The sequence below is a fragment of the Paractinoplanes toevensis genome, from assembly GCF_018332695.1.
Lineage (GTDB): Bacteria > Actinomycetota > Actinomycetes > Mycobacteriales > Micromonosporaceae > Actinoplanes > Actinoplanes toevensis.
This window is the reverse complement of record NZ_BOQN01000084.1, coordinates 15249-27486: the sequence shown is the minus strand read 5'-3', so window position 1 is coordinate 27486 and position 12238 is coordinate 15249. Positions and strand designations below refer to the sequence as shown.

The 12238-nt window shown below is 69.8% G+C and carries 13 protein-coding genes; 5 read left to right on the top strand and 8 right to left on the bottom strand.

Features of this window, described 5'->3' with window-relative positions:
• Nucleotides 1-111 precede the first annotated feature (111 nt).
• A complete protein-coding gene (locus tag Ato02nite_RS31870) occupies nt 112-1176 on the bottom strand; it encodes a glycoside hydrolase family 11 protein (RefSeq protein WP_213010439.1) in 1065 nt (354 codons plus the stop codon).
• A gap of 427 nt (nt 1177-1603) precedes the next feature.
• Here Ato02nite_RS31870 and Ato02nite_RS31865 point away from each other — a divergent pair, with 427 nt between their 5' ends.
• A complete protein-coding gene (locus Ato02nite_RS31865) occupies nt 1604-1885 on the top strand; it encodes a hypothetical protein (protein WP_213010375.1) in 282 nt (93 codons plus the stop codon).
• On the opposite strand, the gene Ato02nite_RS31860 is transcribed toward Ato02nite_RS31865, so the two are convergent.
• On the bottom strand, nt 1882-2436 hold the full coding sequence (locus Ato02nite_RS31860) for a TetR/AcrR family transcriptional regulator (RefSeq protein ID WP_213010374.1): 555 nt from the start codon (nt 2434-2436) through the stop codon (nt 1882-1884). The genes Ato02nite_RS31865 and Ato02nite_RS31860 overlap by 4 nt on opposite strands.
• Nucleotides 2437-2521: 85 nt before the next feature.
• Between Ato02nite_RS31860 and Ato02nite_RS31855 the strand changes: the two genes are divergently transcribed.
• Entirely contained in the window at nt 2522-3457 is a 936-nt protein-coding gene (locus Ato02nite_RS31855; protein ID WP_213010373.1) for an SDR family oxidoreductase, read from the top strand.
• Between the two features lies 1 nt (nt 3458).
• On the opposite strand, the gene Ato02nite_RS31850 is transcribed toward Ato02nite_RS31855, so the two are convergent.
• The gene (locus tag Ato02nite_RS31850; protein ID WP_213010372.1) at nt 3459-4793 is read right to left on the bottom strand and encodes a serine hydrolase domain-containing protein; all 1335 of its coding nucleotides are present in this window, start codon (nt 4791-4793) and stop codon (nt 3459-3461) included.
• 165 nt (nt 4794-4958) lie between these two features.
• Between Ato02nite_RS31850 and Ato02nite_RS31845 the strand changes: the two genes are divergently transcribed.
• Nucleotides 4959-5789, top strand: a complete 831-nt coding sequence (locus Ato02nite_RS31845) for a hypothetical protein (RefSeq protein WP_213010371.1) — start codon at nt 4959-4961, stop codon at nt 5787-5789.
• On the opposite strand, the gene Ato02nite_RS31840 is transcribed toward Ato02nite_RS31845, so the two are convergent.
• Nucleotides 5786-6091: a hypothetical protein gene (locus Ato02nite_RS31840; protein ID WP_213010370.1), complete on the bottom strand. Its 306-nt coding sequence runs from the start codon at nt 6089-6091 to the stop codon at nt 5786-5788. The two genes, Ato02nite_RS31845 and Ato02nite_RS31840, sit on opposite strands and share 4 nt — an antisense overlap.
• A 188-nt stretch (nt 6092-6279) precedes the next feature.
• Here Ato02nite_RS31840 and Ato02nite_RS31835 point away from each other — a divergent pair, with 188 nt between their 5' ends.
• Together Ato02nite_RS31835 and Ato02nite_RS31830 are read left to right on the top strand one after the other, a co-directional pair.
• A complete protein-coding gene (locus Ato02nite_RS31835; RefSeq protein ID WP_213010369.1) occupies nt 6280-6996 on the top strand; it encodes a spermidine synthase in 717 nt (238 codons plus the stop codon).
• A gap of 118 nt (nt 6997-7114) precedes the next feature.
• The gene (locus Ato02nite_RS31830; protein WP_213010368.1) at nt 7115-8623 is read left to right on the top strand and encodes a GGDEF domain-containing protein; all 1509 of its coding nucleotides are present in this window, start codon (nt 7115-7117) and stop codon (nt 8621-8623) included.
• 8 nt (nt 8624-8631) lie between these two features.
• Here the strand turns inward: Ato02nite_RS31830 and Ato02nite_RS31825 are convergent, their stop codons facing one another.
• The 4 genes from Ato02nite_RS31825 to Ato02nite_RS31810 are packed head-to-tail and all read right to left on the bottom strand — an operon-like array spanning nt 8632 to nt 12218.
• Nucleotides 8632-9216, bottom strand: a complete 585-nt coding sequence (locus Ato02nite_RS31825; RefSeq protein WP_213010367.1) for a GTP-binding protein — start codon at nt 9214-9216, stop codon at nt 8632-8634.
• Nucleotides 9200-9532, bottom strand: coding sequence for a DUF742 domain-containing protein (locus tag Ato02nite_RS31820; RefSeq protein ID WP_213010366.1), 333 nt, complete (start codon nt 9530-9532; stop codon nt 9200-9202). The genes Ato02nite_RS31825 and Ato02nite_RS31820 overlap by 17 nt, the downstream gene beginning before the upstream one ends.
• Complete coding sequence (locus Ato02nite_RS31815; RefSeq protein WP_246607657.1) at nt 9529-9957, bottom strand: roadblock/LC7 domain-containing protein; 429 nt, start codon at nt 9955-9957, stop codon at nt 9529-9531. Before Ato02nite_RS31815 ends, Ato02nite_RS31820 begins: the two co-directional genes overlap by 4 nt.
• Nucleotides 9958-10001: 44 nt before the next feature.
• Nucleotides 10002-12218, bottom strand: a complete 2217-nt coding sequence (locus Ato02nite_RS31810; RefSeq protein WP_213010364.1) for a sensor histidine kinase — start codon at nt 12216-12218, stop codon at nt 10002-10004.
• Nucleotides 12219-12238 lie beyond the last annotated feature (20 nt).

The window sequence follows — 12238 nt, the reverse complement described above, 5'->3', positions numbered from 1 at the left end:
ACGCTATGGATTCGACGGCCGGGAATCGTCACCGTGCGGTGGACACCTGTGGGTAGCTCGCACGGGGGACAGGGGCGCCCGGATCCCCGTGGACCCGGGCGCCCGTGTGGTTCAGCTGCAGGCCGCGCCGTTGAGCGTGAAGCCGGTCGGTGCGGAGTTGTTGCCGGTGTGGTTGGCCTGGAAGCCGATCGTCGTCGAGCCGTCAGGCGGGATGGCACCGTTGTAGCTCGCGTTGGTCGCGGTCACCTGGCCGCTGCTCGGCGAGTACGTCGCGTTCCAGCCGGAGGTGATGGTCTGGCCGGACGCCAGCGCGAACTTCAGCGACCAGCCGCTGATCGCGGTCGTACCCGTGTTGGTGATCGTGATGTTGTCGGTCAGCCCGGTGTTCCAGGCGCTGACCGAGTTCGACACCCGGCAAGCGGCCGAGCCGCCGCCCGGTGTCGTCGGCGACGTGGTCGGCGTCGTCGTCGGCGCGGTGGTCGGCCCAGTGGTCGGCCCGGTGGTCGGCCCGGACGTCCCCTCGCTGACCGTGATGTTGGAGCTGCCGCTGCTCTGGTAGCCCTCGGTGGCCATCACCTGGTAATCGTGCGCGCCCAGGGTCAGCCCGAGGCCGGCCCACGCGTTGAAGTGGTTGGCGGTGGTGATGGTGCCGCCGACCCGGTGCTGCTGCCGGACGCTCCAGTACTGGTAGAACGTCGCGTTGCCGATGATCGACGGCTGGTTGACCCGCTGCGTGCGGTAGATGTCGTAGACGCTGCTGTCGGTGGTGACCGAGCCGAGCCGGGTGGTGCCGGTGCTGGGGTTGTAGCTGCCGAAGTCCTCGACGATGTAGTACTCGATCAGCGGGTTGGTGGTCCACCCGTAGAGCGCGAGGTAACCGTTGCCGCTCGGGCTGAACGAGCCGGAGTAGTTCACGGTGTGGCTGGAGCCGGGTTTCCAGCCCTTGCCGACGACGGTGTTGTTGATCCCGCTCCACTGGACGCGGTAGGAACCGCCGGCGCCCAGGGTCATGGTGACGTTGCCGTTGTCCTTCCAGTACGTGAAGAAGTACCCGTTGTGCGTACCGGTGGTGTTCGAGGTGATCGTCCGGTCGGCCTCGGCGTGGGCCACGCCGGCCAGGGCCACCGAGGTCACCGTCAGCAGGACGGCGGCGGCACTGCTGATCAGGAGCTTCATTCGGCTGCGTACGCGGTGCTGGGGGACGGGGGAGTCGCTCACGCGCGTGCTTCCTTCCTCGTGGTGGGCAGCGATGGTGGACGACCGGCGGTGGAACCAGCCGTCGAGCTGCCAACGGTGATGAAGTTCATCGATGGACGAAGTATTGGACGGCCCCTCGGGGGTGTCAACAACTTCCGGTCTTCCGGCGAAAGGTCCGGCCGATGTTGTTCCTGCTCATCCGATCGTCGGGCCAGATCTTTGCGGGAGTGTGGCCGCAGATATCGATCAACTCTCGGGCACGGATCGAAACTTCCGGAAGTCGCCGCGAGCGAGGCCGCCGATGGTGGTTGGACACGGGCGACGCCGTGCACCGCTACGATCGGGACATGCAGAACCTTTTCGGATGTGGTGACGTGTGTCTTCTTCGCGTCGGCGGGGATGTGGAATGACCGGCGGCGCCCAGGTGATGTTTGTCGTCGAGTACTCGTGTGACCGGTTCTGTCGCATCGAGGTCGACCTGAGCGGAGAGCGTGGCCAGGTCACGCTGCAGCAGATGCGCGAGAAAGCGGACGCTCTCCATCAGCGGGAACACGAGCCGGAGAACGGTGGGGAGACCGCCGCGCCGGTCGTCGAGCCGGAGATCTCGGGCCGTCCCGCGGCCACCGTGTTTCTCTCCGCCCCGGGACGGGGCACCACCCCGGGACGGGGCACCGAGCGGCGGCGTTAGGCGTCGGGCGGGAGCGCGGCCAGGAACGCCTCGGCCGCATCCTGCACCCGCTCCCGGTCTCCGGTGGCCAGCAGGTCGAGCAGTAACCCGCGGATCGTGGCGATCACCAGCGTGGCCCGGCGCCGCGCCGATGCCGGGTCGGCGTCCGGACCCTGGGCGTCGACCAGGGCGTTCATCCAGTCGGTGACGACCCGGTCGAGGAACTCGGCGAACAACCTCGGCTCCTGCAGGGCCCGCCCGTAGACCGCGAAGAACAGCCGGAACTCCGCCCACTGCCGTGGGTCGGAGGTCCGCACCCAGGCCGTACGCGCCGCGGCGGCCAGGCTTGGCTGCGCGCCGACCTGCGCGTTCGTGCGCTCCCGCAGCCGGCCGAGGATGGTCTCGAGCATCTGCTCCTTGGTGCCGAAGTGGTGCACCAACGTCGTGGTCGACACGCCTAACGCGGCGGCCACCGGCCGCCACGACAGGTCGGCGAACCCGTGCTCGATGGCGTATTCGACGGCCTGGTCGAGCAGCTCGGCCCGCCTTTGATGGTTGACCGGTCGGCCCACGGAGTGATCCTCATCGCTTGGTTTTCTAGAACGATCGTACTACGTTCGTTCCTAGCACGATCGTTCTATAAACCGGGAGTTCGTCATGCATGTCTTCGTCACCGGCGCGTCTGGCTGGGTCGGCCGCGGTCTGGTCCCCGAGTTGCTCGCCGCGAGCCACACGATCACCGGGCTCGCCCGCTCCGACGCGGCCGCCAAATCCCTGCACGATGCGGGCGCCGAGATCGTCGCCGGCTCCCTCGACGACCTCGACGTCATCCGTGCGGCCGCCGCCTCCGCCGACGGCGTCGTGCACCTCGCGTTCAAGCACGACATCGCGTTCGCGGGTGACTTCGCCGGCGCCACCGCGGCCGACCGCGCGGTCATCGAGGCGTTCGGCGAGGTGCTGTCCGGCAGCGGAAAGCCCCTCGTCGTCGCCTCCGGCATCCTCGGCGTGCTCGGGCTGCCGTCCGGTGCGGTCGCCACCGAGCGCGACGGTCTGGCCGCCGACGCGCGGACCGGGCAGGGGCCGATCAGCGAGGGTGGCGACCGGATCGCCAACGGTCACTTCGCCCTCGCGCTCGCCCAACACGGCGTGCGCTCGTCCCTGGTCCGGCTCCCGCCGGCCACCCACGGGCCGGGCGACAACGGCTTCCTGCCGGCGGTGATCGGCTTCGCCCGCGGCCGGGGTGCGATGGCGTACGTCGAGGAGGGCGCCAACCGCTGGCCGGCCGTGCACCGCGACGACGCCGCCCGGCTGTTCCGGCTGGCCCTGGAATCCGCACCGGCCGGGTCGGTGCTGCACGCGGTCGGTGACCACGGGGTGCCGATCCGCGCGGTGGCCGAGACCATCGCCCGGCATCTCGGCGTGCCGGCCGTCTCGGTGGCCGCCGAGCAAGCCGGCGACTACGTCGGCTGGCTCGGCGGCTTCTGGTCGATCGACGGCCCCGCGACCGCGGCGATCACCCGGGACCTGGTCGGCTGGCAGCCGACCGGTCCGGGCCTGCTCGCCGACCTCGACCAGGACCACTACTACATTTGAGTCAGTGCCAGGCGTTGTCGAAGGCGTCGACCACGACCGCGCACCCGCTCGGGTAATCGCCCCGGCTGTTGACCAGCAGCGCCACGTCGACCTCGATGTGGAACGACATGACACATCCGCGCATGCCACGGCCGCCGGACTGGGCCCACACGGCGCCGTGGCCGTGGTAGGTGCCGAACTTGCCGTTGTAGGCCTTGAGGCCGACCTGCTCGTCGACCATCAGCGACCGCGCGGCCGCCGACACCAGCTTGGTGGTGTAACGCACGTGCGAGATGAACGAGGCGATCCCGTTGGCCGACAGGTTGTACCCGAAGCCACCGCAGCTTCCGACATAGTCGGCCGGACCCCAGCCGGCCTGGTTGACGGCCGGGTAGGCGTACAGCTTGGTCGGGTTGGGGTCGGAATTGCTGCAGCTCACCGGGGCATTGGCCAGGGCGAGGACCGGCTTGAGGTAACCGAGGAAGGCGATGCCGGTCAGGTAGTCGATCTGGGCCGGGGTGACGTTCGCCGGCGGTGCGTCGTAGAGCTTGCTCAAATCGATGCCGTACGCGATCTTCGGCACCATGACCCGGAAGATGCTGAAGTTCATGTTCGCGTACTTGTAGCTCTTCGAGCCGAGATTCTGGCCCACCGCGATCCGGATGTTGTCCCACGAACCGGTGGACTTGCCGCCGGTGGTGCCGGTGGCGGTCTGGAAGTTCTGCAGGAGACCGCTGCGGTGGGTCATCAGGTCACGGAACGTGATGCTGTCCACCCCGGTGCCGCGCTTCCACGCCTCCGGCAGCCACGGTCCGATCGGGCTGTCGACCGAGATGTTCTTCTGCTCCAGCAGGCGCAAGGTGGCCGCGGCCGTCACCGGCTTGCTGATGCTGGCCACGGTCATCACCTTGCCGGCCGACTGCGGGGTGACCGGGTTGTCCGGTGCCACCCGGGCGAAACCGACGCCGGCCTGCCGGTCGAGCTTCCCACTCTTCCCGATGGAGTACGCGTACCCGACGGTCTTGCCGTCCAGGGTGGCGCGCAGGTTGCGTTCGAACAGGTTCATGTCGAACGTCTTGCCCGAGGTGCCCAGGGCGCCGGCCGTACCGGAGCGCGGGGTGTCCTCGGCCTCGATGTCGAAGGGCGCGGGTTCGGCGGGCCGGGTGGGCCGGGCCAGCCCGGCCAGCACTCCGTCGGCGGCCAGGGTGGCGAGCGGAACCTTCTGCCCCACCAGGTCGACGAGGCGCTGCAACTCGGGCGGCAGCGGGTTGACCGCGGCGGCCGCCGGTGCGGCGAGGCCGGCGCCGCCGAGGAGCAGCGTGGTCACGACGGCTGTCGTCCGGATGAAACTGCGCATGTGGTTCCCTTCTGGATCGCGCGGCGGTGACGCCACGCGACTGACTGATTACGCAGAATGAACCATGTTGCAGTGCGGAGCGCGCCACTTTTGTCCAATTCGGTCAAAAGTCGGGCATATTGCCCATCGCCAAGATCAACCCGGGACCGTGAGAGGATTCGGTTCATGGCAACTCAGCGCGTAACCGGTGATGTCGATGCGCGGGTTTCCGTTGCACGGGACCGCACGACCGACCCGGCCGACCTGCACGCTCTGGCCTCCGACCCGTCGGCCCTGGTGCGTGCGGCGGTCGCGGCACACCCGAATGCTCCGGCCGAGGCTCTGCGGCCCCTGGCCCGAGACCGTGACCGCGATGTGCGGGAGGCGGTGGCGAAGAACCCCGCGAGCTCGCGGGCGAACCTGCTGCGCCTTCTCGGCGACGCGGACCGGTGGGTGCGCTGGGCGGTCGCGACCAACCCGTCGGTGGACGGCCGGGTGCGTCAGGTGATGCTGGAGGCGCACGACAAGGAACTGCGCGGCCTGCTCGCCGAGATGCCGGCCCTCGAGGCCGACCTGGCCGCGGTCCTCGTCAAGGACCCCTCGCCCGAGGTGCGGGAACGGCTCGCCACGCACACCCGTGAGCCCGAGATCATCGCGGCTCTGCTGGGCGATCGCACCGTCCGGGTGCGCAAGGGCCTCGCCGTGAACCAGCGGACCACTGCCGAACAGCGCAGCATCCTGGCCCGGGACTCCTCGCCCGATGTCCGCGCCGCGCTGGTGCGGGCGTTGCCGCTGGAGGAAGCCGACCTGCGCTCCATGCTGGAGGACCGGTCGGTGGAGGTGCGGCGTTCGATGGCGACGTCCCCCGTCACGCCGCCGCACATCCGGCAGGCGCTGGAGAACGACGCCGACGAGACGGTGGCGGAGGACGCCCGCCGTTACCGGGAGTCACCGATCGCGGCTCCGCGCCCCGCCCGCCGCCGTACGCTCGCCAAGCGCTTCCCCGGTAAGGCTTAGGAGCTCTGCCGCCCGGACTGCCGCGGCACCTGAGTCAGGGGCGCCAGCTGCACGGTCCAGGTGCGGGCCGCCCCGACGACGGCGATGGCCCGGCACAGCAGGTCGCAGCCGATCTGCGGGCTGCCCTCGGCGAAGCCGCGGTTGATGAAGGTGATCGCTTTCTCGTGGTCGCCCGCTTCGAGCGCGGCGTCGAGCCCGGCGGCCAGGACCGCGGCGAGGGCGGCGTGGAAACTGTCCGCGCCCTTTTCCCGCAGCGTCTTGACCGGCTCGCGCAGGGTCGGCGTGGCAGACAGGTAAGTCATTCGTACTCCAGGGGTGTCGGACGGACGCCACGGAACAAATGTCGTCGCGCCAATGGCCGAGCTTCACAGGGAGCCGGCGGGAGAGGTGTGAACGCTTCCGATCCTACCGGGTAGCCGGGGCCGTAAACCCGTCCGCGAGGCTATGGTCGCCTTTGTCGCGTTACCGCAACGCGCCGAAAGGACACCTCATGCACCCGCGCCTCGCCGAACTGGCCTGGGCATCCACCCGCATCGGCGAGATCAGCCTGCGCCGGCGCCTCGAACCCACCACCAAAATCGAGGTGTACGAGGTCAAGCTGGGCGACGAGTACCTCATGTCCAGCCTGTTCACGGTGGCCGAGGAGGAACTGTCCCGGCTTGCCCTCGCGGCCCTGCCGGACACGCCCCTGGACGTCGTCGTCGGCGGGCTCGGTCTCGGCTACACCGCCCGCGCCGCCCTTGCCGACGAGCGGGTCCGGTCGCTGATCGTGGTCGAGGCGCTGGCGCCGGTGATCGACTGGCATCGGCGTGACCTGCTCCCGCAGGCCCGTGAGCTCACCACCGACCCGCGTACCACGCTGCTGGAGGGTGACTTCTTCGCGCTGCTGCGCGATGGCACCGGGTTCGACCCGGTCACTCCGGACCGGCGCTTCGACGCGATCCTGGTCGACATCGACCACTCGCCGGTCAACGTGCTCGACCCCACCCACGCCGATCTCTACACCAGCGCCGGCCTGCGTCGGCTCGGCGACCGTCTGCGTCCGGGCGGGGTGTTCGGCCTGTGGTCCGACGACGCGCCCGACGAGACCTTCCTGACGGTGCTGCGGGAGTGTTTCGCCACGGCGACCGCGCAGGTGGTGACGTTCGCCAACCCGCTGACCGGGGGAACCTCGGCCAACACCGTCTACGTTGCTGCAAACTTTTAAGAACGCTAAGTGTCGGGATCTTAGCGGAAAGTGGTCGAACCTTAAATAGTCCTTCGAGGCAGATCAACGTGAACGTACGGTTGACCCCGACCTGTCCGGTTTGGTCCAAAGTGATGCCGTGCACTCCACCTATCCGGTAGGTTCTTTCAACCGTTCGGCCCCCTCGGCGTCCGCGGCCGTCTGGTTCGGGGCGTTGGGTTTCCTGGCGATCGTCGGCTTCCTCCTCCTGCCCTATGCCGGGCTCGGCGGAGACGGGCAGAACTTCTACTACACCGGAATCAGTGCCGCCACCACCTGGGCGGTCGTTGCCGGAGCGCAGCGCGTACGCCGGCCGCGGCGGTTGCCGTGGCTGCTGCTCGCCGCCGGACAGTTCTTCTACACCCTGGGCGACGTCGCCTACTGGGTCTCCCACGCGATCTACGACAGCGACGCCTTCCCGGCCCCGGCCGACCTGTTCTATCTGCTGCAATACCCGCTGGTCGGGGCGGCGCTGGTGCTGCTGGTCCGCCGGCGGACGCCGTCCTGGGACACGGCCACCCTGCTCGACGCGGCGATCCTGGCCCTCGGCCTCGGCATGCTCTGGTGGGTCTATCTGATCGGCCCGCTCGCCACCGACGTCGACGGGTCCGAGTCACTGGCCGGCACGCTGGTCTCCATCGCCTATCCGGTGATGGACCTGATCGTGCTGGCCACCGCCATCCGGCTGGCCGTCGGGGCGGGCTCCCGATCGACCGCGTTCCGCCTGCTGATGGCCAGCCTCCTGGCCATGCTCGCGGCCGACATGCTGTACGGGCTGCAGACCGCCAACGACACCTATCGGGACGGCGGCCTGCCGGACGTGCTGTGGCTCTGCGAGTACGTGCTGCTCGGTGCGGCCGCCCTGCACCCGAGCATGCGGACCCTGGACCAGCGGGCCAAGGTGGCGCTGCCCAACGTGACGGCCGGCCGGGTGCTCCTGCTGTCGCTCGCCGCCCTGCTCCCGCTCGTGGTGCTCTACGCGCGGTACGTCTCGGAACAGCACGCGGGCGCACCGATCGTCCTGCTGTGCGGCATCAGCCTGTTCGCCCTGGTGATCACCAGGATGTGGATGGTGCTCGGCATCCAGCAACGGCTCGCCATCGTCGACGACCTGACCGGGCTGAAAGCCCGCGGGGTGCTGCTGTCCCACCTCGACCTGGAGGTCGAACGCGGCCGGCAGCAGCGGCACAACGTGGGCTTCATCCTGCTCGACGTGGACCAGTTCAAGCTCATCGAGCAGATCCACGGGCAGCCCGGCGGCCACGAGGTGCTCGTCGATCTGGCCCACCGGCTGGTCCGCCTGTGCGGGAGCGCCGCCGTCCTGGGCCGGGTCGGCGACAATATGTTCGCCGCCGTCCTGCCCGGTTACGGCAGCGACCACCTGATGCACGCCGCGGCCCGCGTCCGCGAGGTGGTCGAGACGGAGAAGTTCTCCATCGGTGACCAGGAGGACGTTCGCGTCACCGTGTCGATCGGGGTCGCCGGCCTGCACGACGACGGCACCAGCTCCACCGAGCTCTTCGAGCACGCCGAACTGGCGCTGCGACGGGCCAAGTCGGCCGGTCGCAACCGGGTCTACAGTGCCGCCGGGCCGGTCGAACTGCGGTGATCGCGGTCTCAGCTCGCCTGGCGGGCCAGCCGTTGGGTCAGAACCCGCTCGGTGAGCGCGACCAGCACGGCCTTCACCGACTCGCGGTGCCGCGCATCGCAGTCGATCAGCGGGATGCCGGACGAGAGGCCGAGGGCCTCGCGCACCTCGGCCAGGTCGAACCGGCGGGCACCGTCGAACGCGTTCACCCCGATGATGAACGGGATGTCGTGCACCTCGAAGTAGTCGATCGCGGGGAAGCAGTCCTCCACCCGGCGGGTGTCGACCAGCACGATGGCGCCGAGCGCGCCGTCCACCAGGTCGTCCCACAGGAAGGCGAACCTGTCCTGGCCGGGGGTGCCGAACAGGTAGAGCAGCAGTGCGTCGTCGAGCGTGATGCGGCCGAAGTCGAGCGCCACGGTCGTCGTCGTCTTCGCGGCGACCGCCGAGGTGTCGTCGACCCCGACGGACTTCTCGGTCATCTCGGCCTCGGTCACCAGGGGCTCGATCTCCGAGACGGCGCCGACGAAGGTGGTCTTGCCGACCCCGAACCCGCCACTGATGACGATCTTGACGGCGACCGGCGCCGGCAGGGTGCTAGAGCGCCCGAACACGATCCCTGATCCTCTCGATCAATGCGGTGGAGATCTCGCCGGACGCGTTCCCCACCAGCAGGTACCCCTCGGCCACCAGGTCGGCGACGATGACGCGGACCACCCCGAGGGGTGCGCCGAGCGCCGCCGACAGGTCCGCGATCGACCTGGGCAGCTGACACAGCTCGACGATGCGCCGCGCCTCGAACCGCAGCGGCGCGGACAACGCGGCCGGGACGGCGTACAGCTGAGTCTCGATCCGCAGGCCGTCCTGGACCGGCTGGGTCCGTCCACCGGTCAGCATGAACGGGCGCACCATCGGATCCTCGTCCGTCATTGCGGCAGGTACTGCCTTGACTCGGCGATCAGGGCGGGGGTCAGCAGACCGCCGAACCGATCGGCGAGCGTGGATATCTCGTAGCCGATCAGGCCCGGATCGCTGTCGCCGCCGGCCACCACGCCCAGGCAGCTGCCGCCCGCGATCACCGCGATCACCAGGAAGCCGCGCTGCATCTCGATCATGACCAGTTTGAGCCCGTCGAAGTCGTAGCGCCGCGAAGCACTGCGGGCCAGGCTGGCCATGCTCGACACGATCGCGGCGAGCTGATCCGCCTCCGCCCGGTTCAGCCCGTCCGAGCCGGCGATCAGCAGCCCGTCCGACGAGACCGCCACCGCGTCCCGGACCCCGTCCGTCTGATGGACGAAATTGCCGAGCAGCCAGTTGAGCTGGTGCCGATCGGCGGGCAGCGCTTCCGCACTCACGAGTTCTCCTCTTCGATGGTGATTTCGGTAGGCGGGGGGAATGGTCATGGTCGACCCACCCGGTGGGCGTTGCCGCGACGGATGCCGTCGCGCAGCGCCGACAGCCGGGAGCCCGGGTCGCCGGGCGAGTCCGGAGCCGGACCTTCGGTCCGTGCGGCCGGCGGCTTCGCCGGCACGGCCGGACGCTGGTCACGCGGCACGCGTTTGCGCAGGCCATTGGGCGTACGGTCGTCGACCGGCCCGGCCACCGCGGCCATCCGGGGTGCCGGGATTCTTGGCTGCGCTTCCACCACCACGTAGTCGACCTCCAGAGCCCGCGGCCGGATTCGCACGGCCGGCTCCGCCTCCGGCTCCGGCTCGCTCACCGGGGCGTCCGGGGTGGAGTGGACCGCCGGGACGCCGGCCAGGATGGCGGCCGGCAGGTAGATCCGGGCGGTCACCCCGGTCACCGCCGACGGGATCAGCTGCACCTTCACGCCCAGCTCCGCGGCGAGCCGGCCGACCACGTAGTGCCCCAGGAACCGGGCCGGGGCGGTCAGGAAGTCGCCGTCGCCGCGCAGGCGCTCGTTGGCCCGCTCGAGTTCCTCGTCGTCCATCCCGACGCCCTGATCGCAGACGGCGATCAGGTAGCCGTCGGCGATCTCCCGCCCGTGGACCTCCACCTCCAGGTCCGGCGGGGAGAAGGTCAGGCCGTTCTCGATCAGCTCGGCCAGCATGTGCGCCAGGCCGCTGGCGATCCAGCCCTGCACCATGACGTCCTCGGTGCGGCGCAGAACAACCCGGCGGTACTCCTCGACCTCCGACACCGCGGCCCGGATCACGTCCGTGACAGGCAGCTGCCCGGACCACTGTCGCGGGCTGGCGGCCCCCACGAGCACCAGCAGGCTCTCCGCGTTGCGGCGCATACGGGTGGCGAGATGGTCGAGTTCGAACAGGTTGGCCAGACCGGCCGGGTCCGCCTCCTCCCGCTCCAGGCGGGTGATGAAGCCGAGTTGCCGGCGCAGCAGGTTCTGATTGCGGCGGCTGAGGTTCGCCAGCGACTCGGAGCTGGTGCGCCGCAGTTGTGCCTGCTCGGTGGCGAGGTTGTAGGCGGTCTCCTGCACCCGTTCGAACGCGTCGGCCACTCGGCGTACCTCGCTGGTGGCGCCCGGCGTCGCCCGCACCACCGCCGGCGGCCCGGCGTCGTCCCCGGCCGCGGCCCGGCGCACCGCCTCCGGCAGCCGATCGAGGGCCAGACGGTTCGCTTCGTCCGCGAGACGCATCAGGGGAAGCGCAAGCGACCGGATGCCGATGGTCGCCAGCAGGATCGAACCGGCCAGACAGAGCAGGACCACCAGGCCCAGCAACGTGATCCGCAGCGTCGCCTCCTGGCGCAAGCTCCGCGCCTCGGCCTGGGTGCTCGTGCCGACCTGTTCGGCGAGCCGGCTCAGGTCGTCGAGCAAGGTGCCCACCGCGGCCCACCAGTCCTGCGGGCTGGTCGCCAGCCTCCTCCCGTCGCCCGCGCCGACCGCCAGCCGTTCCAGGGCGTGCACCCGGGCCGCGTTCTCGGTGCTCAGCAGCCTCGTCATGGCGGCCTTGGTGTCCGGAGTGGCGAACTCGTCGAGCTCGGTCAGGAACAGGTCACGGGCGGCGATGATGCCGAGGAACTCCGAGTACTCACCGTCGGAGAACCGGCCGGCCGTGAACACGGCATGCAGGAACACGCGTTCCCCCGCGGTGGCTTCGCGGATCTCGACCAGCTGCTCGACCGACTCGGCGCCGCGCCGCAACTGGTCGTCGCTGACGATCTCCAGGTGCCGCGTGTTGTCGGAAAGCTCCTCGATCAGAGCGGTGTAGAAGTCGAACGTGTCGTCCTTGTCGCTCTGCCCGGTGTCGGCACCGGCCCGCACCTTGCCGAGACCCTCCAGTTTGTCGACCGAGGCGGCGGCCTGCTGTTCGAGCTCGCCGCCACCGGTCAGCAGTGCCCGGACGGCGACGCGCTTAGCGTCCACCCGCTGGCGGGCCGGGCCGATCTCGGCCCGGAAGCCGGTGCTCCCGGCCAGCATCGCGACCGTGGCGCCGCGCTCGTCCTGCAACTCCCGCACGAGGCTCTGCAACGCGCGAATGACGGCGACCCGGTCCTCGGTGGCGGCACTCGCGCGGTAGCTGGAGACCTCGCCGGCGGAGAAGACGGTCAGCAGCACCACCATGGCGACCAGAGGTGGCGCCACGATGCGGACGATGCGACCACGGATCGTGTGCCCGCCGGTGTTGTGCTTCATCCTTCGATCCCTCCGCGGGC